The sequence below is a fragment of the Nonomuraea wenchangensis genome (genome assembly GCF_900111685.1).
Lineage (GTDB): Bacteria > Actinomycetota > Actinomycetes > Streptosporangiales > Streptosporangiaceae > Nonomuraea > Nonomuraea wenchangensis.
In genome coordinates this window covers 136,616-160,248 of the sequence record NZ_FOHX01000015.1, presented here as the reverse complement: position 1 = coordinate 160,248, position 23,633 = coordinate 136,616, and the positions used below count along the sequence as shown (strand labels likewise).

At 71.4% G+C, this 23,633-nt stretch carries 21 protein-coding genes and 1 pseudogene; 13 read left to right on the top strand and 9 right to left on the bottom strand.

The window, feature by feature from the left end; all coding sequences use genetic code 11:
* Nucleotides 1–172: 172 nt before the first annotated feature.
* The 3 genes from BMW85_RS35350 to BMW85_RS35340 are packed head-to-tail and all read left to right on the top strand — an operon-like array spanning nt 173 to nt 6,251.
* On the top strand, nt 173–4,381 hold the full coding sequence (locus BMW85_RS35350; RefSeq protein WP_091090384.1) for a glycoside hydrolase family 38 N-terminal domain-containing protein: 4,209 nt from the start codon (nt 173–175) through the stop codon (nt 4,379–4,381).
* Nucleotides 4,378–5,328 carry a DUF7158 domain-containing protein gene (locus BMW85_RS35345; protein WP_218156071.1) on the top strand — a complete coding sequence of 317 codons (951 nt, stop codon included), beginning with the start codon at nt 4,378–4,380 and terminating at the stop codon, nt 5,326–5,328. Before BMW85_RS35350 ends, BMW85_RS35345 begins: the two co-directional genes overlap by 4 nt.
* Complete coding sequence (locus BMW85_RS35340) at nt 5,328–6,251, top strand: ROK family protein (RefSeq protein ID WP_091090379.1); 924 nt, start codon at nt 5,328–5,330, stop codon at nt 6,249–6,251. The genes BMW85_RS35345 and BMW85_RS35340 overlap by 1 nt, the downstream gene beginning before the upstream one ends.
* On the opposite strand, the gene BMW85_RS35335 is transcribed toward BMW85_RS35340, so the two are convergent.
* On the bottom strand, nt 6,234–7,052 hold the full coding sequence (locus BMW85_RS35335) for an IS200/IS605 family accessory protein TnpB-related protein (RefSeq protein WP_091090377.1): 819 nt from the start codon (nt 7,050–7,052) through the stop codon (nt 6,234–6,236). The genes BMW85_RS35340 and BMW85_RS35335 overlap by 18 nt on opposite strands.
* Between BMW85_RS35335 and tnpA the strand changes: the two are divergent.
* Nucleotides 7,012–7,287 (top strand): annotated as a pseudogene (gene tnpA, locus BMW85_RS35330) (IS200/IS605 family transposase); the annotation flags it as partial. The gene BMW85_RS35335 and the pseudogene tnpA sit on opposite strands and share 41 nt — an antisense overlap.
* A gap of 114 nt (nt 7,288–7,401) precedes the next feature.
* Here the strand turns inward: tnpA and BMW85_RS49945 are convergent.
* From BMW85_RS49945 to purN, 3 genes are all read right to left on the bottom strand, one after another.
* Entirely contained in the window at nt 7,402–7,578 is a 177-nt protein-coding gene (locus tag BMW85_RS49945; RefSeq protein WP_177241046.1) for a hypothetical protein, read from the bottom strand.
* Between the two features lie 123 nt (nt 7,579–7,701).
* Nucleotides 7,702–9,240 (bottom strand): bifunctional phosphoribosylaminoimidazolecarboxamide formyltransferase/IMP cyclohydrolase, encoded by a 1,539-nt coding sequence (gene purH, locus BMW85_RS35325; RefSeq protein ID WP_091090375.1) that lies wholly within the window; start codon nt 9,238–9,240, stop codon nt 7,702–7,704.
* Nucleotides 9,237–9,866 (bottom strand): phosphoribosylglycinamide formyltransferase, encoded by a 630-nt coding sequence (gene purN, locus BMW85_RS35320; protein WP_218156069.1) that lies wholly within the window; start codon nt 9,864–9,866, stop codon nt 9,237–9,239. Before purN ends, purH begins: the two co-directional genes overlap by 4 nt.
* Nucleotides 9,867–9,940: 74 nt before the next feature.
* On the opposite strand from purN, the gene BMW85_RS35315 reads away from it, so the two are divergent.
* The gene (locus tag BMW85_RS35315; protein WP_245775245.1) at nt 9,941–10,360 is read left to right on the top strand and encodes a hypothetical protein; all 420 of its coding nucleotides are present in this window, start codon (nt 9,941–9,943) and stop codon (nt 10,358–10,360) included.
* A 15-nt stretch (nt 10,361–10,375) separates the two neighbouring features.
* Here the strand turns inward: BMW85_RS35315 and BMW85_RS35310 are convergent, their stop codons facing one another.
* From BMW85_RS35310 to sucC, 3 genes are all read right to left on the bottom strand, one after another.
* Nucleotides 10,376–12,013 (bottom strand): cell division protein PerM, encoded by a 1,638-nt coding sequence (locus tag BMW85_RS35310; protein ID WP_091090367.1) that lies wholly within the window; start codon nt 12,011–12,013, stop codon nt 10,376–10,378.
* 135 nt (nt 12,014–12,148) lie between these two features.
* Entirely contained in the window at nt 12,149–13,024 is an 876-nt protein-coding gene (gene sucD, locus BMW85_RS35305; RefSeq protein WP_091090365.1) for a succinate--CoA ligase subunit alpha, read from the bottom strand.
* Nucleotides 13,025–13,027: 3 nt separating this feature from the next.
* Nucleotides 13,028–14,209 carry an ADP-forming succinate--CoA ligase subunit beta gene (sucC, locus tag BMW85_RS35300; RefSeq protein ID WP_091090363.1) on the bottom strand — a complete coding sequence of 394 codons (1,182 nt, stop codon included), beginning with the start codon at nt 14,207–14,209 and terminating at the stop codon, nt 13,028–13,030.
* 278 nt (nt 14,210–14,487) lie between these two features.
* On the opposite strand from sucC, the gene BMW85_RS35295 reads away from it, so the two are divergent.
* The 7 genes from BMW85_RS35295 to BMW85_RS35265 all read left to right on the top strand — a co-directional run bounded on the left by BMW85_RS35295 (nt 14,488) and on the right by BMW85_RS35265 (nt 19,416).
* The gene (locus BMW85_RS35295; RefSeq protein ID WP_143082513.1) at nt 14,488–15,282 is read left to right on the top strand and encodes a hypothetical protein; all 795 of its coding nucleotides are present in this window, start codon (nt 14,488–14,490) and stop codon (nt 15,280–15,282) included.
* A 65-nt stretch (nt 15,283–15,347) separates the two neighbouring features.
* The gene (locus BMW85_RS35290) at nt 15,348–16,811 is read left to right on the top strand and encodes a glutamate-cysteine ligase family protein (RefSeq protein ID WP_091090358.1); all 1,464 of its coding nucleotides are present in this window, start codon (nt 15,348–15,350) and stop codon (nt 16,809–16,811) included.
* Between the two features lie 4 nt (nt 16,812–16,815).
* A complete protein-coding gene (locus BMW85_RS35285; protein WP_091090356.1) occupies nt 16,816–17,481 on the top strand; it encodes a neutral zinc metallopeptidase in 666 nt (221 codons plus the stop codon).
* 97 nt (nt 17,482–17,578) lie between these two features.
* Entirely contained in the window at nt 17,579–17,836 is a 258-nt protein-coding gene (locus BMW85_RS35280) for a WhiB family transcriptional regulator (RefSeq protein WP_091090576.1), read from the top strand.
* 46 nt (nt 17,837–17,882) lie between these two features.
* The gene (locus BMW85_RS35275) at nt 17,883–18,575 is read left to right on the top strand and encodes a CPBP family intramembrane glutamic endopeptidase (RefSeq protein ID WP_091090353.1); all 693 of its coding nucleotides are present in this window, start codon (nt 17,883–17,885) and stop codon (nt 18,573–18,575) included.
* Nucleotides 18,576–18,781: 206 nt separating this feature from the next.
* Nucleotides 18,782–19,015: a type II toxin-antitoxin system VapB family antitoxin gene (locus BMW85_RS35270; protein WP_091090352.1), complete on the top strand. Its 234-nt coding sequence runs from the start codon at nt 18,782–18,784 to the stop codon at nt 19,013–19,015.
* The gene (locus tag BMW85_RS35265; protein ID WP_091090349.1) at nt 18,988–19,416 is read left to right on the top strand and encodes a PIN domain-containing protein; all 429 of its coding nucleotides are present in this window, start codon (nt 18,988–18,990) and stop codon (nt 19,414–19,416) included. Before BMW85_RS35270 ends, BMW85_RS35265 begins: the two co-directional genes overlap by 28 nt.
* Nucleotides 19,417–19,433: 17 nt before the next feature.
* On the opposite strand, the gene BMW85_RS35260 is transcribed toward BMW85_RS35265, so the two are convergent.
* Nucleotides 19,434–20,153, bottom strand: a complete 720-nt coding sequence (locus tag BMW85_RS35260; protein WP_091090346.1) for a PIG-L deacetylase family protein — start codon at nt 20,151–20,153, stop codon at nt 19,434–19,436.
* 127 nt (nt 20,154–20,280) lie between these two features.
* Between BMW85_RS35260 and pcrA the strand changes: the two genes are divergently transcribed.
* Nucleotides 20,281–22,518, top strand: a complete 2,238-nt coding sequence (gene pcrA, locus BMW85_RS35255; RefSeq protein ID WP_091090344.1) for a DNA helicase PcrA — start codon at nt 20,281–20,283, stop codon at nt 22,516–22,518.
* Between the two features lie 74 nt (nt 22,519–22,592).
* Here pcrA and BMW85_RS35250 read toward each other — a convergent pair whose 3' ends face one another.
* Nucleotides 22,593–23,585 (bottom strand): L,D-transpeptidase, encoded by a 993-nt coding sequence (locus BMW85_RS35250; RefSeq protein WP_091090342.1) that lies wholly within the window; start codon nt 23,583–23,585, stop codon nt 22,593–22,595.
* Between the last annotated feature and the right edge of the window lie 48 nt (nt 23,586–23,633).

Below are 23,633 nucleotides of genomic sequence, written 5' to 3'. Positions count from 1 at the left end.
CCCTGCGCCCGGCGTTGTCCACAGGGGTGGGCGGGGCGGTCGGCGTTGTCCACAGGTGGCAGATGACATCGTTGTCATCGCCATCACGAGGGCCTAGTGTTACGGGCGCCGGCATGCTCCTTCCACCTTCCACCTTCCGTCCGGAGGTCCGCGCTTCACCCGGAGGTCCCCCTTGCCTTCCCGCCGCCTGCTCTCCGCCGAGCCGACCGACCTGTTCGTCGGCACCGAGGCCGCCCCGCACCAGGTCCTGCGCCTCACCCTCGCCTCCCGGGCCGATCGCGAGGCCGTCCTGGAGCTGCGCGGCGACGGCGTCCGGCTGGCGGGCGGGGCGGTCACCGTCCCCGCCGACGCGGCCGGCGTCCTGGAGGTGCCGCTGGAGGTCGCCGTGCCGCCCGGCACGGCGGTGCCCTGCGTGCTGACCCTGGACGGCGAGGAGTCCCTGGAGGTCACGGTCACGGCCGAGGAGCCCGGCTGGACCGTGCACCTGGTCTCCCACTTCCACTACGACCCCGTGTGGTGGAACACCCAGGCCGCCTACACCAGCCCGTGGGAGCTGCTCTCCGCCGACGCCACCACCCGGCCACTCTGGGAGCGCAACGCGTTCGCGCTGGCCGAGGCGCACATCGAGCTGGCGCTGCGCGACCCCGACTACCGTTTCGTGCTGGCCGAGGTCGACTATCTCAAGCCGTTCTTCGACACCCATCCCGAGCGCCGCGCCGACCTGCGCGCCCTCATGGCCGAGGGCCGGGCCGAGCTGGTGGGCGGCACCTACAACGAGCCCAACACCAACCTCACCGGCGCCGAGACCACGATCCGCAACCTCGTCCACGGCATCGGCTACCAGCGCGACATCCTCGGCGGCGATCCGCGTACGGCCTGGCAGCTCGACGTGTTCGGGCACGATCCGCAGTTCCCCGGCCATCTCGCGGCGGCCGGGCTCACCGGGAGCGCGTGGGCGCGCGGCCCGTTCCACCAGTGGGGCCCGATCAGCAAGAACTTCCGGGAGGCCAAGAAGGACGCGGCCCTCATGCAGTTCCCGAGCGAGTTCGAGTGGATCTCGCCGTCCGGGCGCGGCGTGCTCACCCACTACATGCCCGCCCACTACTCCGCCGGATGGTGGATGGACTCCGCGCCCACCCTGGAGGACGCCTGCCAGGCGGTCCTCGACCTCTATCGCTCGCTCAAGCCGGTGGCCGCGACCAGGCACGTCCTGCTGCCGGTCGGCACCGACTACACGCCGCCCAACAAGTGGGTCACCGACATCCACCGCGCCTGGGCGGCCCGCTACGTGTGGCCCCGGTTCGTCTGCGCCACGCCGCGCGACTTCCTGGACGCCGTACGCGCCGAGCTGCCGCGCTACAGCCCCCAGACCCGCGACATGAACCCGGTCTACACCGGCAAGGACGTCTCCTACATCGACACCAAGCAGGCCCAGCGCGCCGCCGAGGTGGCCGCGCTGGACGCCGAGCGGCTGTCGGCGTTCGCGGCGGCGCTCGGCCTCGGCCGCTACCCGCACACCGCGCTCGACAAGGTGTGGCGGCAGCTCTCCTACGGCGCGCACCACGACGCGATCACCGGGTCCGAGTCCGACCAGGTCTACATCGACCTGCTGACGGGGTGGCGGGAGGCGTACGACCTGGCGGGCGAGGCCAGGGACAACGCGCTCGACGCGCTCACCGGGCAGGTCAAGCTGGCCGGGCCTGGCGTGGTGGTGACCAACACGCTGTCGTTCGCCCGTGACGGCCTGGTCCGCGTGCCGCTGCCGCCGGGGCACACCGTGGCCGGCCCGTCGCCGGAGGAGCCGGAGGAGGAGGTGCCGGCCGTCGCCGAGGACGGCACGCTGGCCTTCCTGGCGCGGGACGTGCCGTCGCTGGGCTGGCGGACTTACCAGGTGGTCGAGGGCTCGCCCGCGACCTGGCGTCCGCTCGACGGCGCCACCATCGCGAACGACCGCTGGCGGGTGAGCGCCGACCCGGCCAGGGGCGGCGCGCTGACCTCGGTCGTCGATCTGGCCACCGGGCGCGAGCTGCTCACCGGGCTCGGCAACGAGCTGCGTCTCTACCACGAATACCCGGCTCATCCCGACATGGGCGAAGGTCCTTGGCACCTCATGCCCACGGGCGCGGTCACCGGGTCGGGTGAGGGCCCCGCGCGGGACGTACGCGCCGAGAGGAGCCCGCTCGGCAGCCGCCTCACGGTGACCGGCCAGGTCGGCGAGATCGCCTACGAGCAGGTCGTCACCCTGCTGACCGGCTCCGACCGCATCGACTTCACCACCCGCGTACTCGACCACACGGGCGCCGACCGCCTGCTGCGGGTGCGTTTCCCGGCCTTCGTGGAGGGCGCACTGCCGGTGTCCGACGTGGCGGGGGCGGTGGTGGGCCGCGGGTTCGCGCTGCCCGACGTCGACGCGGCCGAGCACCCGTGGACGCTCGACAACCCGGCCAACACCTGGTTCGGCCTGTCCGCCACGGCGAAGGTCGATCTCGGCGAGGCGGGGGCGCGGGCGCTGGGCGTGGCCGAGGTCGTGGTGCCCGACGCCGCCGACGCCCCGGAGGCCCGCGACCTGGTGGTGGCCCTGGCGCGGGCCGGCGTGACGGCAACCACGTCCACCGCGCCCGGCACCCGCTACGGCTGGCTCGACGTCGACTCCAACCTGCCGGACGTACGCATCGTCCTCGGCGGCCCGGACACCAATCCGGTGGCCGCCGAGCTGCTGGACCGCGCCGACCCGGCCTATCTCGACGCGCTCAAGTCCGGCGCGCCCCGGGTCTGGATCCCGGCCGAACGGCCGCTCGCCGAGGTCTGGCAGCCCAGCGCCGACCTGCGCGACCTGCGTGCCCTGCCCGCCCTGATCGTCGCCGGCCCGGTCGACGACCTGGTGGCCGACCTCGCCGACGCCACGATCGAGGCCCTGTGCCCGCTGGGCGCCGAACGCCTCGACCTCCGCACGGTCGCGCTCCTCACCTACGGGCTGCCCGGTTTCGCCGTCGACCCGTCGGGGGCGCTGCACCTGTCGCTGATGCGGTCGTGCACGGGCTGGCCCTCGGGCATCTGGCTCGATCCGCCGCGCCGCACCGCTCCGGACGGCTCCGGGTTCCAGCTTCAGCACTGGACGCATGAGTTCGCGTATTCGCTGGTGGCGGGCGAGGGCGACTGGCGCGACCTGCACCTGCCCGCACGGGGGCAGGAGCACATCACCCCGCTGCTCCCCCGCGTCCTGGGCCCGCAGGACGGCCCTCTCCCCCCGGCCCACTCCCTTCTGAGCGTCACCCCGGCTCGCGACGTCCTGCTGAGCACCCTGAAGTCCACCGGCAACCCCCTCGCCCACGGCCACCTTCCCAGCCCGGCCGACACCACCGACGGGAGCGTCACCCTCCGCCTGATCGAGTCCACGGGCCTCGGCGCCCAGGTCGAGCTCAGCTCCCCGGTCCTCCCCCTCGACACCCTCACCCCCGCCGACCTGCTGGAACGCCCCGAAGCTCGCGAAGACGCCGGAAACCCAGTCCGCGACCTCACCCTGACCGGCTTCGAGGTCGCCACCTACCTGACCCCCGCTCCACCTCCACCCTCCGAAGCGCCCGATCTCGGCGCCACGACCGAACTCGCCCAGCCCGTCTACAGCCGCTACTGGCTGCACAACAAGGGTCCGGCCCCGCTCGGCTACCTGCCGGTCGCCGTGTCCATCACGCCGGGCCTCGTTCCCGCCGCGACCGAGCCGTTCGAGGTGGAGGTGGTCCTCTCCTCCCAGCTCACCGCCGACAGCCACGAGGGCGTGGTGGACCTCCGTGTCCCCGGCGGCTGGGCCGCCACCCCGTCCCGGCGTCCCTTCCGCCTTCCGCCCGGCGGTCACCTGCGCTTCCCGGTGACCGTGACCCCGCCCGCGTCCCCCGCCACGGGCCTGCACTTCATCTCCGCCCGCACCGCCGTGGGCGGCCAGATCGTCGAGGACGTCACCACCGTCGCCGTCGGCGACGACCTCCCCGAGCTCCCCGTTCCTGGCCCGCCGCCGTCCATGGGCGACGCCCTCGGGGGCACCACCGCCGACGACGCCCGGCCCACCGGTCTGTCCGTCACCCCGGTCACGGACGCCCTCAGCCTGCGCCCCGGCGACCGCGCCGCCCTCACGCTCCGGCTGCACAACTCCACCGCCGACGAGATTCGCGGCGAGGCGCAGCTCGCCTCCCCCTGGGGCACCTGGGCCCTGCTCCCGCAGGTCATCCAGGGGTTCGCCGTGGGGGCGGGCGAGACGGGCGAGGTGTCGTTCCCGGTCCAGGTCCCCGAGGACGCGCCGACCGGCCACGCCTGGGCTCTGGCCAAGGTCATGTGGTACGGCCGCTGCCAGTACACCCCGGCGATCCGCCTGGAGGTGACCCGATGACCTCCCGCTCCCATGCCCGGTCGCTCGTCACCCCCACGGCTCCTCCTGCTGCGGACGACGTCGGAGCCGGCGGTCCTCCCGCGACGGGAGCGGCGACCGCGCCCGGTGTCGGTCGGGTGATCGGCTGGGTCGGCGGTCGGCCGGTCCCGCGTGACCTCCTCGACCGCCGCATCGCCGCCCTTCGGCACGGCCCGCTCAAGGCCGCCCTTCCCGCCCCGGGCAGCGCGGAGGCCCGCCAGCTCGCCAGGTGGTTGACCCAGGTCGTCCTGACCGAGGTCCTGTGCGAGGCCACCGCCAGGGTCGAAGGGCTGGCTCCACTCGACGGCCCGCCGCTGGACCGCCTGGCGGCCGTCGAACTGGGCTCGATCAACGCCGCCGCCTACAACGGCAATCCTTGGGTGCGCGCCGTGTTCGAGCACGTCACGGCGGACAGCGCGGTTCCCGCCGCGTGGCGGCCCCGGCCGTCCCGCCCGAGCACCGGCGCCCACCACGTACGCCACCGCCTGTTCCCTGACCGCGCCGCCGCCGAGCGCGCCACCGCGGACGACCTGGAGTCACTCGGCCGGGTGGAGCTCGCCTCGCTGCCGGCCGCCCTCGCCGAGGCCATCACCAGCCACCCGCACGGCACCCTGGTCGGCCCGGTCCAGGACGGCCTGGGCTGGCACGTGGCCCTCGCCACGCCGGACTCCTCCTCCACCGGCCGATCGGCTTCAGCCGCCACAACACCACCGTCTCCGCCGGATGAAGGAGAAGCGATCCTACCGATGCCAGCATCGCCACAGCCACACCAGCGACCATGGTCACCACAAGCCGACCTGCTGCGGGCCGCCCGCCGGAGGACCTTCGCCCGATGGCTCGACCGGACGCGTGCCGAGCAGGTCGCGCTGGTGCCCGGACTGGAACACCCTGGCGACCCTCGCCAGCCCGACAACCACCACAAGCACTGATGGCCCACGTACTCGCCGTCGACATCGGAGGGACCAAGCTCGCCGCCGCGCTGGTGGACGAGGAAGGGTCCGCGTCGCGTTCCGGCACGCGGCCGACGCCGCGTACGGACGTCATGACCGCCTTGGCGGCGCTGATCGAGGAGGTGACCGGCGACGAGGTGCCGGCGGTCGCCGTCGGGGTCGGGTGCGCCGGGCCGCTGGATCTCGCCGCCGGCACCGTGAGTCCGGTCAACATGCCGAGCTGGCGCGGGTTCCCGCTGCGTGACGAGGTACGGAAGGTGACCGGCCTGCCCACGGTGCTGGCGGGCGACGCGCAGTGCTTCGCGCTCGGCGAGCACTGGCTCGGCGCGGGCCGGAGCAGCGACTCGCTGCTGGGGATCGTCGTGTCCACGGGCATCGGCGGCGGCCTGGTGATCGACGGCGCTCCGCTCCTGGGTCCCACCGGGAACGCCGGACATGTCGGGCATATGAGCATCGACCCGTACGGCGAACGCTGCACGTGCGGCGGCCGTGGCTGCGTCGAGCACTATGCCAGCGGCCCCAACCTCGTCCGCTGGGCCCTGGCCAACGGCTGGACCCCCGAAGGCGACCCGGCGAAGGCGGATGCGCGGCTGCTCGCCGAGGCGGCGGTCACCAGGGAGCCCGTGGCGGTGGCCGCGTTCGAGCGGGGAGCGCGGGCTCTGGCCGGGATGATCGCGTCCACGGCGGCGGCGGTCGAGGTCAGCACCGTGGTCGTGGGAGGAGGCGTGTCGGCGGCCGGGAAGGTGCTGTTCGAGCCGTTGGAGCGGGCACTCGACGACGTGGCGGGGCTCGCCTTCGTCCGGTCGGTGCGGGTCAGGCAGAGCACACTCGGCGTCCGCGCCTCACTGGCCGGCGCCGCGAACCTGGCCTGGCAGACCTTCGCGTCAGCTTCTCGGCCGTGAACGACCGAGCTTGCAGCTCCTCGCCGTCGATGGCTTCGGGTCAGGCCGGTTGCGCTTGTCCGCATGCCCACAGTGCGAGCACTGCTGTGAGGTGCAGGCCGCATCCACGAGAATCACGGCCACTCCTGCCCGGACCGCCTTGTCGGCGATGAAAGCTCCGAACTGGTGGAAACTCCAGGAGTGCAGCGTGACCCGCTGGGGCTTGCGAAGCCGTACCCGTTCGCGGATGCCCTGGAGATCCTCCAGAGCGATCCCGCGCCCGGTGCGTTCTGCCTCGGTCACGATGCTCTTGGCGCGGCAGACCAGGTCCGACTCGCCGCGTCGATGGGCGGCCAGCAGCGCCAGTTGCCGCGCCGAGCCGGTGAAGGTCACCCCTTTCAGCCGCCCGGCGGTCGTCCAGATCGACACCGTCCGCGCGTCATGCTGCCAGGACAGGCACCGGTCGTCATACGGCTGGGCCGCCGGCGGTCGGAAGGAGATCGGCCGGGCTTCGATGGCGGCCCGGCGCGATGATCCGGGCTTGCCCAGGTGCCCGGCGGCCAGGTTGGCGTGCAGGGTGCGATAGGCGTCGCACACCTTCTTGATCACATGCTGGGCGGCCTGGACGGCCAGCCCGAACTCGGCCTTGATCCGGTCGTAGGCGTGCTTGCGCAGGTCGAAGTTACGGAAACAGTGGTGCTGGAACGCCAGTGCCGCGACCAGATTCGCCGCTCGGTTGGCGGCGTCCAGAGTGGCTTCCACCGCCGCCGCCTGCTGCGGCGAAGACATCATGATCGAGGTGTGCGACAGCTTCGGTGCCATGCTGGTGGAGTTCAACGGCGAGCACGACCATGTCCACCTGCTTGAGCACTATCCGCCCAAGGTGGCGCTCTCGACTCTGGTCAACTCTCTCAAAGGCGTCTCGGCGCGGCTGCCGCGCAAGGAGTTTCCGGTCCACATCCGCCGGTATCTGTGGGGCGGCCATTTCTGGTCCCCCTCGTATCTCGCCGTGTCCTGTTCGCGGCCGAGCGAGGCAAGGCGTCCGTGGACACCGTGATCGGCGACGCCGACGATCGCCGCGATTGCTGTGGCCGAGTTGCTCGTGGGCGTGGAGTTGGCCGATGAGACCGCCCGACCCCGTCGCCAGGCGATCGTCGAGCTCCCGGGCGGGTCAGTCGCGGTTGGCGAAGCGGGCCTCGCGGCGCTCGATGATGCGGCGGGTGAACGGCACGATCTCCACGACGCGCATGCCGAGGTAGGCGCCGGCGAAGGCGAAGACCAGCAGGACGAAGGGGCTGGTCGCCACGCCGTTCAAGGTGACGAAGGCCTGCAGCATCGTGTCGAGCAAGGGTTTCTCCGGAGACTCGATGGGTAGAAGGGCGGGTTTTAGGCTAACCGCTCATGACCGATGCTTGCCCCGGAAATTGCCAAAGGGCGGCATGATCCACTCATGTCGCCCTTTTGGTGACGATCAGTGGAAGAAGTGGCGGGTTCCGGTGAAGTAGAGGGTGATGCCGGCCTTCTCGGCGGCCTCGATCACCTGGTCGTCACGGATGGAGCCGCCGGGCTCGACGATCGCCTTCACGCCGGCCTCGGCCAGCACCTCCAGCCCGTCGGGGAACGGGAAGAAGGCGTCGGAGGCGGCCACCGAGCCGCTCGCGCGCTCACCCGCGCGGGTGACCGCGAGACGGCAGGAGTCGACGCGGTTGACCTGGCCCATGCCCACGCCCACGGTGGCCCCGTCGCCGGCCAGCAGGATGGCGTTGGACTTCACCGAGCGGCAGGCCCGCCAGGCGAACTCCAGGTCGGCCAGCACCTCGGGCGAGGCAGGCGCGCCGGCCTTGAGCTCCCACCGGTCGGCCGCGTCGCCGGGCGCGTCCACCCGGTCCACCGTCTGCACGAGCAGGCCGCCGTCCACGCGGCGGAACTCGGTCGGCTCGGACGGGCCCTCCGGGCAGGCCAGCAGGCGCAGGTTCTTCTTCTCGCGCAGCACGTCGAGGGCCTCGGCGTCGTACGCGGGCGCGATGACCACCTCGGTGAACACCTCGGCGATCTGGCGGGCCAGCTCGACGCTGACCGGCCGGTTGACGGCGATCACGCCTCCGTACGCCGACACCGGGTCGCAGGCGTGCGCCTTGCGGTGCGCCTCGGCGACGTCGGCCCCGACGGCGATGCCGCACGGGTTCTGGTGCTTGATGATGGCGACGCACGGGTCGGAGAAGTCCCAGGCGGCCCGCCAGGCGGCGTCGGAGTCGAGGTAGTTGTTGTAGGACATCTCCTTGCCGTGCAGCTGCTCGGCGCCCGCGAGCCCGCCCGTGCCGTCCGTGTAGAGCGCGGCGCTCTGGTGCGGGTTCTCGCCGTAGCGGAGGGTGGCCTTGCGCTCGTACGCGACCCCGGCGAAGACCGGGAACTCCTCCCCGCCGTACGTCTGCCCGAACCAGTTGGCCACGGCCACGTCGTAGGAGGCCGTGTGCGCGTACGCGATGCCGGCCAGCCGGCGCCGCTCGGTCAGCGTGAAGCCGCCCTCGCTCAGCGCCTTGAACACCTCGCCGTAGTAGCCGGGGTCGACCACGACAGCGCAGCTGCTGTGGTTCTTGGCCGCGCCGCGGATCATCGCGGGCCCGCCGATGTCGATCTGCTCGACGCACTCCTCGTCTGCGGCGCCGGAGGCCACCGTCTGCTGGAACGGGTAGAGGTTGACCACGACGAGCTGGAACGGGTCGATCTCCAGCTCCTCGAGCTGGGCGACGTGGCTGGGCTTGGTCAGGTCGGCCAGCAGCCCGGCGTGCACGCGCGGGTGCAGGGTCTTGACCCGCCCGTCCAGGCACTCGGGGAACCCGGTCAGCTGCTCGACCTTGGTCACCGGGATCCCGTACGACGCGATCGCGGCGGCCGTGCCACCGGTCGAGACGATCTCCACTCCGGCACCGTCGAGGGCCCTGGCCAGTTCCTCGAGGCCGGACTTGTCGTAGACGGCGATCAGCGCGCGCCGGATGGCGATGCGAGTCACGTGGATTCCCCTCCTGATTGGTTGCCGATGCGGACGGTGCGTCCGCTGACCGTCCAGCCCTCGCGGGCCATCCGGCCGACGATCTCGACGAGCAGTCGGCGCTCGACGGTCTTGATGCGCTCGTGCAGGACCGCCTCGTCGTCGTCCGGGAGCACGGGCACGGCCTCCTGGGCGACGATGGGGCCGGTGTCGATCCCCTCGTCGGCCAGCATGACCGTGCAGCCGGTGACCTTGACCCCGTGGGCCAGCGCGTCGCGCACGCCGTGGGCCCCCGGGAACGACGGCAGCAGTGCCGGATGCGTGTTGAGCACGGGAAACGCCCGGAGCGTGGGCGTGCCCAGGATCTTCATGAAGCCCGCCGACACCACCAGGTCGGGCTCGTACGCGGCGATCCTGGCCGCGATCGCGGCGTCCCAGTCCGCGCGCGTCGGATGCTCGCCCAGTTTTTCGACGAAAGTCGGGACTTGTGCCCTGGTAGCCCTGGCCAGCCCTTCGATTCCCTCCCTGTCGGCACCGACCGCTACCACGCGAGCACCGTACGCCGGGTCGGCGGAAGCGTCCAGAAGGGCCTGTAGGTTGGTTCCAGAGCCGGAGACGAGGACGACGAGCCGCCCAGCCTTTGACACGCACACTCCAATGAGGAAACAGGGTGGGGCTGCCAGGGTATCTGTTCCTGGTCCGGCGACGCAGAGGAGGTCAGGTGTCGACACCGGTGCAGGCACCGGCAGGCCAGCAGCCCGCCGAGTCGGCGGGGCGCCGCGCGATCTGGTTGGCGATCGCGGCGCTCGCCATGACGTTCATGTTGCCGCTGGCCGGTCTGGTCATGGCGCTGTTCGCGCTCGTGGCGGGCCTGCGGGCGCTGCCACTGCTCAAGGGGGCCGGCAAACCCACGGGCGCGGCCGTCGGCGGGATCACCGTGTCCTCCATCGCGCTGCTGCTGTCGGCCCTGGCCACGGGCATGCAGCTCTACCTCATGAACGAATACTCCGCCTACCAGGAGTGCATGAAGGGCGCGACCACGGTCTCGTCGCAGGGCGAGTGCTTCGCCCAGTTCAGGGAGGCGGCCCAGCGCAAGCTGCCGCCCGACGTGCTGGAGATCCTCGGCGCCATGGAGACCTGAGCCGGGGCCGCGCGCTCAGTCGCGGTCCCAGGCGTACGGGTCCACGTAGATGACGTGGCCGCCCCGGTCGTCGAACTCGTCCACGATGTCCTTGCGGGCCGGCCGTGACGGGTCGGGGGCCGGCTCCGGCGGGCGCGGCCGGGCCTGGGCCAGGGTCTCGGCCTCCGCCGTGGCGTGCTCGTCCTGCCAGTCGTCCCTGATGACCGGGATCTCCTGGGTGTCGGCCTCGGTGGCGTCCATCCAGTGGCCGGGCAGCGGGCGCGGATCGGCCTCGGCGAGACCGACCTTGCTGGCCGCCTTCGCGATCGCGGCCCCCGCCTTGCGCACGGGCGCGGCGGCCTTGTCGAGCGGCGTGCGGGCGCGCTTGCTGAGCAGCAGCAGGTTGGTCACGCCCGCGGAGATCCCGGAGGCGACCCCGACCTCCAGCGCGACCGACAGCGCCACCTCCCAGGGCGAGGGGCCCACGGTGGCGAGCCGGCCGCCGCCGATCGGGCCGCCGGACAGCGCCGCCAGCACGCCCGCGACGACGCCCGCTGAGACGCCGGTGAGGAACCCCCAGAGCGGCGCGGCCTCGTACGACGGCGACGGCGAGATCCGGGCCACGAACACCCCGGCCACCGCCCCCGCCGCGAACGGCAGCGCGACCACCGCCATCATCCACGCCGGCACCGGCCCGCTCTCCGGCAGCGCGCCCAGCAGCGGCAGGCTCGGCACCGTGCCGAGCTGCACCCCGGTGGGCGCGACCAGGGTGTCGGCGCCGATCGCGAACCCGGGTCCCGAGATGTACGACGAGGCCCAGATGACCGCGTTCAGCAGGTAGAGAAGCTGGAGCAGCGCCAGCAGCACGCCGCCCACGAACCCGGGCGACAGGACGTCGGAGAGCTGCTTGACCTGGCCGAAGTTGAGCACGACGGCGACCAGCACCAGGACCAGCCCGGCCACCAGCAGCAGCGCGGTGGCGACCGCGGTGCCGACGGTCAGCGCGCGCACCCGCTCGGGCAGCAGCCGCAGCATGACCCGCCACGGCCCGATCATCCGCGCGGTGGCCAGCGCCCCCGCGAGGAACGCCAGCACGAAGTGGCTGAGCAGCACCTCGCCGAGGAACGGCTGGGTGATCTCGTTGCTCGCCACGAGCGCGATCAGCCCGGCCAGCAGCGCGTAGGGGGCCGCGAGCGACACCCCGGCCTGGGCCACCAGCACGAGCTGGGCGCGGCGGCGGGCCCTGGCCTGCTCGCGGGGGCTGTTCTTGGGCAGCCGGGCGGGCAGGCGCAGCCGCAGGTCGGCGTCGCGGGCCATCCACCGGCCGGCCCGGTAGAGCAGCATCGCGGGCAGGATGGTGAGGCCGAGCGGCAGCAGCCCGACCCGGCCGCCGGGGATGGCGAACCCGGCGTGGTGGGCGGCCAGCCAGAGCTGCGCGGCCGTACGGAAGACGCCCGGCAGGCCCGAGCCCAGCGCGCCGCGCGGCGCGGCGATCCAGCCGACCAGGGTGAGCGTGGTGAGGGCGGCCAGGCCGACCCCCAGCGTGCAGGCGGCGGCCAGCATCCCCGACACCGGCAGCGGCCTGCGGGTCTCGTCGTCGTCGCCGGAGACCCCGGGGAGCTTGCCGAGGACCGAGCGGGGGGCAGTCCGCAGCTGGTCGAGAATCGCCGTCACAGTAGGCGATTTTCTCAATCTTTCCCAACCAAAGCTTGGTTGACGCGCCGCCGATCGCCATTTACCTCAAAGCACCCGTGACCCGCGCCGGCGACACGGGGAAGCCAGGGCTTCGGTGTCGCCGGCGCGAGAAGGTCAACGGGACTGCATGACCTCGCGCATGAGGCGGGCCGTCTCGGAGGGGGTCTTGCCGACGCGGACGCCGACCTTCTCCAGGGCCTCCTTCTTGGCCTGGGCGGTGCCGGCCGAGCCGGACACGATGGCCCCGGCGTGGCCCATGGTCTTGCCCTCGGGCGCGGTGAAACCGGCCACGTAGGCGACGACGGGCTTGGTGACGTGCTCCTCGATGTAGGCCGCGGCCCGCTCCTCGGCGTCGCCGCCGATCTCACCGATCATCACGATGGCGTCCGTGTCGGGGTCGTCCTGGAACGCCTGGAGGGCATCGATGTGCGTGGTGCCGATGACGGGGTCGCCGCCGATGCCGACGCAGGTGGAGAAGCCGATGTCACGCAGCTCGTACATGAGCTGGTAGGTGAGGGTGCCGGACTTGGAGACGAGTCCGATGCGGCCGGCGGTGGTGATGTCGGCCGGGATGATGCCCGCGTTGGAGGCGCCGGGGGAGGCGATGCCGGGGCAGTTGGGGCCGATGACGCGGGTCTTGTTGCCCTTCGCGACGGCGTAGGCCCAGAACTCGGTGGAGTCGTGCACCGGGATGCCCTCGGTGATGACCACGCAGAGCGGGATCTCGGCGTCGACGGCCTCCTTGACGGCGGCCTTGGCGTGGGCCGGCGGCACGAAGACGACCGACACGTCGGCGCCGGTCTGCTCCATGGCCTCCTTGACCGTGCCGAACACCGGCAGGCCCTCGTGGGTGATGCCGGCCTTGCGGGCGTTGACGCCGCCGACGACCTTGGCGCCCGAGGCGAGCATGCGGCGGGTGTGCTTGGTGCCCTCACCGCCGGTCATGCCCTGGACGATGATCTTGCTGTTCTCCGTCAACCAGATGGCCATAAGTCACGCACCTACCGCAGCGAGCTCGGCGGCACGCTTGGCCGCTTCGTCCATCGTGTCCACCAGCTCGACGCGCGGGAGCGCGGCGTCGGCCAGAATCTGCCGCCCGAGCTGGGCGTTGTTGCCGTCGAGGCGGACCACCAGGGGGTGGGTCACGGCCTCGCCGCGGCTCTCCAGCAGCTTGAACGCCGAGACGATGCCGTTGGCGACGGCGTCGCAGGCGGTGATGCCACCGAAGACGTTCACGAAGATCGACTTGACGTCGGGGTCGGAGAGGATGATCTCCAGGCCGGCCGCCATGACCTCGGCCGAGGCGCCGCCGCCGATGTCGAGGAAGTTGGCCGGGGAGGGCTTGCCGGGGAACGCCTCGCCGGCGTAGGCGACCACGTCGAGGGTGGACATGACCAGGCCCGCGCCGTTGCCGATGATGCCGACGTCGCCGTCGAGCTTGACGTAGTTGAGGTCCTTCTCCTTGGCCCGCGCCTCCAGCGGGTCCTCGGACGCCTTGTCGGCCAGGGCCTCGTGGTCGGACTGACGGAAGACGGCGTTGTCGTCGAGCGTGACCTTGCCGTCGAGCGCCTTCACCTGGCCGTCGGCGGACAGGATCATGGGGTTGACCTCGACGAGCGTGGCGTCCTCGTCGACGAAGCAGTTCCAGAGCTTCTCGATGAGCTCGGCGGCGCCGTCGAGCGCCCGCTCCGGCAGGCCGCCGGCCTGCGCGATCTCGCGGGCCTTGGCCCGGTCGACGCCGTCCAGCGCCGAGACCGGCACCTTGGCGACCTTCTCCGGGGTGTTGTGGGCGACCTCTTCGATGTCCATGCCGCCGGCGGCGGAGCAGATCGCGAGGAAGGTGCGGTTGGCGCGGTCGAGCAGGAAGGAGAAGTAGTACTCCTCCGCGATCGCGCTGGCCTCCTCCACGAGCACCTTGTGGACCGTGTGGCCCTTGATGTCCATGCCGAGGATGGCGGTGGCCTTACCGACGGCGTCGGCGGCGTCGTCGGCCACCTTCACTCCGCCGGCCTTGCCTCGGCCACCCGTCTTGACCTGGGCCTTGACAACGACGCGGCCGGTCAGCTCCTCGGCCGCCGCCCGCACCTCCTCCACGGTGTTGGCGACGATGCCGCGCGGCACCGGGATGCCGTAGTCAGCGAAGAGCTCCTTCGCCTGATGTTCGAACAGGTCCACGAGGGTCCGTCCTTGCTTATCCGACTGATGTTCGACGGCCCGGGCAACCCCGTGCGTGCCGGGCGTTTCCGCCAGTGAAGCCTAGCCCGAAGCGCGCCCTGCCCAGGTCACCGGGTCGCGGTTCTCCCCTTGTGTGACGGTCATCTCACTTCCGGAGAGCGACGCCTGCACGAAATGCGCACCGAATCGGCACCGCCGTACGAGGGGGTCGAGATATGCTCGTGATCTTCGATTGACAGGATTCCCGGACCCCTCATTAACCGAATCAAGGGAATCCCATGAAGCGATTTCTCGCGGGCCTGGCGAGTGCCTGCGCCGCGACACTCGTGATCGCCACGCCCGCCGCCCAGGCCGCCCCGATCGACCCGGTCAAGGCGCTGGGCAAGCAGTACGTGCCCGGTCACGGCGTGCGTTTCACCGAGACGGCCCGCACCACGGTCAACGGAAAGACCATGGCCAATGAGAAGTCGAGCGGCCGGCTCGCGTTCGGCAAGAGCGGCGTCGTCGCCCTCGACGTTTCCACCAAGAACCGTCGCAGCACGTCCCTCAGCCCCGACCGGCTGATCAGCGTGGGCGGCCACACTTACGTGCAGGGCGGCATCTACGGAAAGGATCTGCCCGAGGGCAAGAAGTGGGTGCGTTATTCCGACGCCCCCACCGGCGCCACCATGAACCAGCCGGTCGACGTCTTCGAGCCGAAGGTGCTGAGGCTGCTGCTGACGAAGGCGAAGAGCTCCAAGGGCGGCACGTACACGGGCGAGATCTCCTACAAGGACATCGCCAAGGCGTACGGGAGCAAGCTGACGGGCCCGGTCAGCAAGATCAAGGTGTCGTACGCGCTCGGCGTGAACGGCAAGGGCCTGGTCACCCGGCTGCGGACCTCCTGGACGCTCGACTTCGGCGTGCTCGGCAAGACCGTCGGCGTCACCGAGACCCGCTACACCGGCTGGGGCTCCCGCGTGAGCGTCAAGGCTCCGGCCGAGAGCACGTGGGTGGACGCCAACGACCTCGGAGAGGACTCCGCCGTGCCGGAGGAGATCCCGCAGAGCGCGTTCGACGTGTACGCGTACTGAGCTTTCCCCGCCGATCGGCGCGTCCCGCCTGGTCATGTGGCCCTCGGCATGCGACATTGCATGATATGGGCAGGGACGTGCCGGTCGTCGTGTTCAGCCGTGAGGACCGCAGGAAGTACCGCGAGAAGGTACGCCGGTGCCTCGACGTCTTCGCCCAGATGTTGCGCGAGTCCCGGTTCGAGCTCGAACGCCCGCTCGCCGGCCTGGAGATCGAGCTCAACCTCGTGGACGGGCGCGGCGAGGCCGCCATGTGCAACGCCGAGGTGCTGGCCGCCATCGCGCGCCCGGACTGGGCGACCGAGCTGGGCCAGTTCAACATCGAGATCAACGTCGAGCCGCAGGAGCTCCGCGGCGACGGGCCGCGGCGGCTGGAGGACGACGTACGCGCCCGGCTGAACCACGCCGAGGAGCGCGCCCGCTCCCTCGGCGGCCACCTGATGCTGGTCGGCATCCTCCCCACCCTGCGCGAGCGGGACGTCGAGGAGGGCTCGCTGTCGGCCAACCCCCGCTACCGGCTGCTCAACGAGCAGATCTTCGCCGCCCGGGGCGAGGACCTGCACCTGTGCATCGAGGGCACGGAACGCCTCGACACCCGCGCCGACAGCATCACGCCCGAGGCCGCCTGCACCAGCGTCCAGCTCCACCTCCAGGTCAGCCCCGAGTCCTTCGCCGCGCACTGGAACGCCGCCCAGGCGATCGCGGGCGCGCAGGTCGCCGTCGCGGCCAACTCGCCGTACCTGTTCGGCAAGGAGCTGCACCACGAGACCAGGATCGCGCTGTTCGAGCAGGCCACGGACACCCGGCCGACCGAGCTGAAGGCGCAGGGCGTACGGCCGCGTGTGTGGTTCGGCGAGCGGTGGATCACCAGCGTCTTCGACCTGTTCGAGGAGAACGTCACCTACTACCCCGCGCTGCTCCCCCTCTGCGCGGACGAGGACCCGCGTACCGAGCTGGAGCAGGGCCGCATCCCCCAGCTGCACGAGCTGACCCTGCACAACGGCACGATCTACCGCTGGAACCGGCCCGTGTACGCGGTCGTGGACGGCCTGCCGCACCTGCGGGTGGAGAACCGCGTCCTGCCCGCGGGGCCCACCGTCGCCGACGTCGCCGCCAACGCCGCCTTCTACTACGGGCTGATGCGCGTGCTGCCGTACGACGAGCGGCCGATCTGGAGCCGGATGTCCTTCAGGACCGCCGAGGACAACCTGGCCGCCGCCGCCCGGCACGGCCTCGACGCGCGGCTCTACTGGCCGGGCCTCGGCGAGGTGCCCGCGTCTGAGCTGATCCTGCGCCGGCTGCTGCCCGCGGCCCACGAGGGGCTGGCCTTGTGGGGCGTGGACCGGCCGGTCGCCGACCGGCTGCTCGGCATCATCGAGGAACGCTGCCTGAGCGGGGTCACCGGCGCGGACTGGCAGATACGGCGGGTACGCGCGGAAGGCGGCGACCGGCACGAGGCGCTGCGGGCGATGACCCTGGACTACATCGGGCGTATGCATACGAATGAGCCCGTGCATACGTGGGAAGTCTGAGCCCGTGACCCGCGCGCCCCTCCGCTGCCTGCTCGCCCTCCTCCTCGTGGCGGGCTCCCTGCTGTCCTGCGGCCTCGGCCGGCCGCCGTCGATGAACCCGCCCGGCGACGCGCAGCAGGAGGACACGTTCGAGGACGACGTCGTCTCGGCGCGGACGCTGACCGAGGAGTTCTGGAAGCAGCAGTTCGCCCGGCTCGGCCGGACCTATCGGCCGATCACCGAGTTCATCCCCTACTCCGGCTCCGCCGGGCCGAGCTGCGGCGGCCAGCCGGCCGTGCCCGACAACGCCTTCTACTGCCCGATCGGCCACTTCATCGCCTTCGACCGGGACTGGATGGAGGGCCTGTGGAACGACATGGGCGACGGCTCGGTGTACGTGATCATCCCGCACGAGTTCGGTCACGCGGTCCAGGCCCAGCTCCGCTCGGCGTTCCAGCTCAACGTCCAGGCCGAGCTGCAGGCCGACTGCTACGCGGGCGGCACCCTGTCGGCCCTGGTCAGCGGGGGCGCGCTGCGCGCGGAGCCGGGCGACGAGGACGAGCTGCTGCTGAGCCTGGAGGCGGCCGGCGACCCCACGGACGACTGGCTCGACCCGGCCGCGCACGGCACCGCCGAGCAGCGGCAGTCGTCCTTCGCGGAGGGGTACCGGAGCGGCGTGGGCGCCTGCTGAGCCCGGCGTTCCGGGCGCGGAGGTCATCCCAGGGCGTATACCCCCATCAACCCGGAGGATGATGTGGTCGATCATGTCGGAGCCGTACGGTGGGTCCATGCCACTGGAGGAGATCGGCTGGCTGCGCCGGGGGGCGTGCAGGTCCAGCGACCCTGACCTCTTCTTCCCGCTCGCCCCCTCACCGCTGCAGGAGGCGCGGGCCAAAGCGGTCTGCGCGAGCTGCCAGGTGCTGGAGGAGTGCCGCGCGTACGCGTTACGAGCCGGCGAGCCGGACGGCATCTGGGGCGGCCTGACGCCGCAGGAGCGCCGCCGCTCCCGCTTCCCGGCCGGCTGGCGCGACTCCGCCGCCTCCTGACCTCACGGGACCGCCGGGCGGGCGGGGGCGGACGTAGCCTGCAGAGGTGATCCTCCGCTCCGTCGCCGTGCTGGCCGCCGCCAACGTCATGAACAACAAGGTCGCCCCCCGCCTGGGCCCGCTCACCTCCGCCCTCGCCACCGCCGCCCTGGTGGCGATGGCGCGCAGGTCGGGCGCCACGTGGGAGGAGATGGGGTTCGAGCACGGCCGGCGGGGCGCGGTCGCGGGCGGCGTCCTGGCGGGGGTCGTGGCCGCCGGCTACACCGCCGGCGTCGCGCTGCCCCGCACCAGGCCGCTCTTCCACGACGAGCGCGCCCTGTCGCTGTCGCGCGCCCGCCTGCTGGAGGAGGCCCTGGTCCAGGTGCCGCTGGCCACGGTCCTGCTGGAGGAGGTCGGCTTCCGTGGCGCCCTGTACGCCATGCTGCGCCGCCGGCACGGCACGCCGGCGGCCACGGCGCTCTCCTCGGCCCTGTTCGGCCTGTGGCACATCCTCCCGGCCGCCGACATGGCCCGCGCCAACCCGGCGCTCGGCGCCCTGACGGCCGGCGAGTCTCCCGCGCGGCTCGACACCGCGCGGGTGGTGGCGGGGAGCGTGGTCTCGACTGCGGCGGCGGGCGTGCTCTTCTGCGAGCTGCGACGCCGGCGCGGCCTCCTGGCTCCGGTCATGCTGCATCTGGCCACGAACTCGCTCGGTTACTTTTTCGCCCGAATCGCCGCGAAAAAAGACGATAAAAAGTGATTGCTTGCTCGGAGGGGCGTCCCCCCACCTGAGAAGGAAGATCCTTGCCTCGCAGGACGAGGATCCTGCACCGATATTGGACCGCTCCAAAATTCCGTCATGTTGATGCTCTACCTTCCGTGAGCGCGCTTCCCACGGCCGGTGCCGCCGGAGGGAAGCGCGTTCATGATCACTCATTCTGATGGAGGGCACGGAGGTGATGCCGCATGCGCACGGTCATCGACATCGACAAGGAGCTTCTGGAAGCGGCCCAGCGGGAGCTCGGGACGGCGACCATGACGGAGACGGTGCACGCCGCGCTCCGTGCGATCGTCGATCGGGACGCGGCGAAGGCGGGCGCTATCGAGGCGTTCGAGTTCTGGCGGACGAGGAACAGCGAGGATCTGCTGAACCCGGAGATCATGAAGCATGCGTGGTGCCACCAGGACGGCTGTACCTGATCGACAAAAGCGCCCTGGCCCGCCTCCGCACGAATGAGGTCGTCGCCGGGGCGCTGCGCCCGCTCTTCGCGGCCCGAGCCGTGGCCACCTGCGTCATCATCGACCTGGAGGCGGTCTACGGCGCCCGTGACCCCGTCCAGGGCCGCGCCGCCCTGGCCGCCCAGCGGCAGTGCGTCTCGCTCCCCCTCGACCTGGCGGTGGCGAGGCGGGCCCTGGAGGTGCAGCAGCAGCTCCTCGCGCGCTCCCGGCACCGCGGCGTCGGGGTGCGCGATCTGCTGATCGCCGCCTGCGCCGAGGTGCACGGGGCTACGGTGCTGCACTACGACCGCGACTTCGACCTCATCGCCGAGGTGACCGGGCAGCCCGCGCTCTGGGTGGCGCCGCCCGGCTCCATCCCCTGAGCGCGCGCCTGCCCCGGTCAGGCCGTGGGGACGACCTGGAACGCCTCCGCGTAGCGGCCAGGGCCGAAGCCGGCCTGCTCGCCCCACGCGGCGAAGCGGCTCTTGACCCCCTCGGCGAACCCCTCCACGTGCGCCACCTGGCTCACATGCGACTGCAGGGCCGCGAGCTTGCGGTCGATGACGTCGGTGACGTCCACGTAATGGTCGGGCGCGGGCCCGCCGGTCAGCCAGACCTCGCGGACCGTCCACGCCTCCAGCCCCTCCTCCAGCAGCAGCTCAGGGAAGGCATACGGGTTGCGGGCGTCGGGGTAGACGGCGTCCAGGGCGGCGCCGCCGACGGCACGGTGGTCGGGGTGGCTCGGGGCGACGAAACGGTAGTTGCGGTCGGGGTGGTGGGTCACCACCAGGTCGGGACGCACCTGCCGGATCACGCGGGCGATGGAACGCCGCAGCTCCAGGGACGGCACCACCTGGCCGTCGGGGTAGCCGAGGAAACGGACGTCGGTGACGCCCACGGCCTTGGCCGCCGCGCGCTGCTCGGTCCGCCGCAGCTCGGCCATCCCCGTGTTGTCCAGCGTGCGCTCGTTGCCGCCCGCGTCGCCGTCGGTCACCAGCAGGTATGTGACCTCGGTCCCCCGGTCCACGAAGAGCGCCGCGCTCCCGGCCGCGCCGAAATCGACGTCGTCGGGATGCGCGGTCACGTACAGCACCCGGTTGATCTCGGCCTGCGGCAGCATGACTCCCCTTTCGCAGAGTGTTCTTGACAGGAGAACCGGCGGCCGGCGAATCGCATTCCGGGCGCCGGTTGTCGGTGGGGCGTCCTAACCTAGATAGGTGCCGACCCAAGTCTCTGTTGACCACCCCTTGCTCGACGGCCTCAACCCGCAGCAGCGGGAGGCCGTGATCCATCACGGCAGCCCCCTGCTCATCGTGGCGGGAGCGGGGTCGGGGAAGACTCGGGTGCTCACCCACCGCATCGCCTATCTGCTGGCCGAGCGTGACGTGCATCCGGGCGAGATCCTGGCGATCACGTTCACCAACAAGGCCGCCAAGGAGATGAAGGAGCGCATCGACAAGCTCATCGGGCCGCGCTCGCGGGCCATGTGGGTGATGACGTTCCACAGCGCGTGCATGCGCATCCTGCGGCGGGAGGCCAAGCGGCTCGGGTTCCCGTCCAGTTTCTCCATCTACGACCAGGCCGACTCGCAGCGGCTCATGGCGATGGTCTGCCGCGAGATGGACCTCGACCCCAAGCGCTACCCGCCGCGCTCGTTCTCGGCGCAGGTCAGCAACTTCAAGAACGAGCTGATCGACTACGAGAGCGCGATCGACCGGGCCGGCTCGCACCTGGAGAAGACGCTCGCGCAGGCCTACAAGTCCTACCAGCTCAAGCTCACCGAGGCCGGGGCGATGGACTTCGACGACATCATCATGAACACGGTGACGTTGTTCCAGCTCTTCCCCGACGTGGCCGAGCACTACCGCATGCGGTTCAGGCACGTGCTGGTCGACGAATACCAGGACACCAACCACGCCCAATACATCCTGATCAGGGAGCTGGTCGGCCATCCCGAGCTGCGCACCTCCGACGGCGAGCAGGTGCGCTCCGGCACCAGCCAGTCCGAGCTGTGCGTGGTCGGCGACGCCGACCAGTCGATCTACGCCTTCCGCGGCGCGACGATCCGCAACATCCTGGAGTTCGAGCGCGACTACCCCGACGCCCGTACGATCCTGCTGGAGCAGAACTACCGCTCGACCCAGAACATCCTGGCCGCGGCCAACGCCGTCATCGCCCGCAACGAGTCGCGCAAGCCGAAGAACCTCTGGTCCGACCAGGGCGACGGCCCCAAGATCGTCGGCTACGTCGCCGACAACGAGCACGACGAGGCCGTGTTCGTGGCCCAGGAGGTCGACCGGCTGAGCGACGAGGAGGGCGTCAGGCCGGGCGACGTGGCGGTCTTCTATCGCACCAACGCGGCCTCCCGCGTGTTCGAGGAGATCTTCATCCGCACCGGGCTGCCCTACAAGGTGGTCGGGGGCGTGCGCTTCTACGAGCGCAAGGAGGTCAAGGACCTGCTGGCCTACCTGCGGGTGCTGGCCAACCCCAGCGACGTCGTGTCCCTGCGGCGCATTCTCAACGTGCCCAAGCGGGGCATCGGCGAGCGGGCCGAGGCGATGGTCGAGGCGCTGGCGGCGCGCGAGCGGATCACCTACTGGGAGGCGCTGCGACGGGCCGACGAGGCTTACGGCATGGCGACGCGCTCGCTCAACGCGGTGCGCGAGTTCGTCGCGATGCTGGAGGAGCTGATCGCCAAGGCCGAGGGCGTGCCGCCGTCGGCGCTGGCCGAGGAGGTGCTGGTGGCCACCGGCTACCGCGCCGAGCTGGAGGCGTCCGAGGACCCTCAGGACGAGTCCCGCCTGGAAAACCTCAACGAGCTGATCTCCGTGGCCTCCGAGTTCGAGGAGGCCAACCCGGAGGGCACGCTGGTCGAGTTCCTGGAGCAGGTCTCGCTGGTGGCCGACGCCGACCAGATCCCCGAGGCCGACGGCGGGCAGGGGGTCGTCACGCTGATGACCCTGCACACCGCCAAGGGCCTGGAGTTCCCTGTGGTGTTCCTGACGGCGATGGAGGACGGCGTGTTCCCGCACGTCCGGTCGCTGGGCGAGCCCAAGGAGCTGGAGGAGGAGCGGCGGCTGGCCTACGTCGGCATCACCCGGGCGCAGCAGCGGCTCTACCTGACGCGGGCGGCCGTGCGCAGCTCGTGGGGGGCGCCGGCGTTCAACCCGGCCTCGCGCTTCGTCAACGAGGTGCCGGGCACGCTCATCGACTGGCGCACCGATCCGGAGAAGTCGGCGTGGAGCGCCGCCACCCGCAGGGAGCCCGCGGCGCGGCCGGCGCCGGCCAGGGGCGGCGCGGCGGGCGCGGGCGGGCGCAAGGTGCCGTCGCTGACGCCCGGTGACCGGGTGACGCACGACCAGTTCGGCCTCGGCACGGTGGTGTCGGTGGACGGCGTGGCGGAGAAGACCAAGGTCAAGGTCGACTTCGGCAGCGGCGGGGAGAAGACGTTGCTGCTGGCGTACGCGCCGCTGGAGAAGCTTTAGGTGCACCGACGCGAAGGCGCGCCGCCGGCGTCCAGGATCTGCCGGCGGCGCGCCTTCGTCTCGTTCGGGAAGCTCTACTTCAGTGCGCTGCCCTTCTTCCACTGGCTGTAGCTGAGCTGCCAGTAGCTCCAGCCGTTGTTCCACTGCAGCTTGCGCTTGGTGCCGGTGATCTTCACCACGTCGCCGCGCTGGGCGATCGTGTAGAACCACTTGGCCCCCTCGGGGGTGGCGCGGACGCAGCCGTGGCTCTGGTTGGAGCGGCCGAGATACTGGTAGTAGCCGGCGCTCTGGTGGACGTACTCACCGCTGTCGGAGATCCGCACGGCCCAGGGGATCTCCTCCTTGTAGTAGCGCGGGTCCTTCGGATCCGTCACGCCCATCCAGGAGGAGGTCATGGTCTCGACGGCCTTCTTGCCCATGGTGAGGTGGGTGCCGCTGGTGGTGAGGTAGACGTCCACGCCACCGCGCACCAGGCCGCCGCGGCCGGCGCTGATCGGGATCTTCTTGGCCAGCTTGCCGTTGCGGTAGACCTTCATGACGTGCTTGCGCGTGTCGACGAGGGAGATGTTCTGGGAGCCGACGGCGAAGCGGCGGGAGACGTTCTTGGCGCCGGTGTTGCCGGGCAGCTCGGACAGCCGCGCGGTGAAGAGCACCTTCTGGTACGGCTTCCAGTACGCCTTCGTCCGATAGATGATCTTTCGGGTCGACACCCACCGCCAGGCGCCCTCGTTGGGCTTGTCGGACTCCACCTGCAGCAGGGCCTCGACCGTGGCGCGGTCCTTGGTCTTCACGTCACGGTCGAACGTGACGATGATCGGGAAACCGACGCCCACCTTCTCGGTCTTCTCCCCCATGGGGGTGATGTCCGCGATGCCCAGCTTGATCTTGGCCGTGGTCGTCGGGGTGGGCGACGGGGTGGTGGTGGCCGCGGCCGGGGCGACGGCGGCCTGGCCCTGGGGGGCCGCCGCCGTGGGGCGGGCTTGCGGGATGGGGGCGGTCTCCGCCGCACAGGCCGTCGCGACGACCAGGGCGAACAGAGCCGGAAGCATCCGGGTGACGCGCTTCAAGGGGGTTACTCCTGGACTAAGTGCTCATTCGGTACCTCTCTGTGTGAC

Excerpts from the sequence above, each read along its gene's own strand:
- BMW85_RS35345 (WP_218156071.1), top strand. The coding sequence starts at position 4,378 with ATGACCTCCCGCTCCCATGCCCGGTCGCTCGTCACCCCCACGGCTCCT.
- BMW85_RS35340 (WP_091090379.1), top strand. The coding sequence starts at position 5,328 with ATGGCCCACGTACTCGCCGTCGACATCGGAGGGACCAAGCTCGCCGCC.
- BMW85_RS35335 (WP_091090377.1), bottom strand. The coding sequence starts at position 7,052 with ATGGCACCGAAGCTGTCGCACACCTCGATCATGATGTCTTCGCCGCAG.
- sucD (WP_091090365.1), bottom strand. The coding sequence starts at position 13,024 with ATGGCCATCTGGTTGACGGAGAACAGCAAGATCATCGTCCAGGGCATG.
- BMW85_RS35295 (WP_143082513.1), top strand. The coding sequence starts at position 14,488 with ATGAAGCGATTTCTCGCGGGCCTGGCGAGTGCCTGCGCCGCGACACTC.
- BMW85_RS35290 (WP_091090358.1), top strand. The coding sequence starts at position 15,348 with ATGGGCAGGGACGTGCCGGTCGTCGTGTTCAGCCGTGAGGACCGCAGG.
- BMW85_RS35280 (WP_091090576.1), top strand. The coding sequence starts at position 17,579 with ATGCCACTGGAGGAGATCGGCTGGCTGCGCCGGGGGGCGTGCAGGTCC.
- BMW85_RS35270 (WP_091090352.1), top strand. The coding sequence starts at position 18,782 with ATGCGCACGGTCATCGACATCGACAAGGAGCTTCTGGAAGCGGCCCAG.
- BMW85_RS35260 (WP_091090346.1), bottom strand. The coding sequence starts at position 20,153 with ATGCTGCCGCAGGCCGAGATCAACCGGGTGCTGTACGTGACCGCGCAT.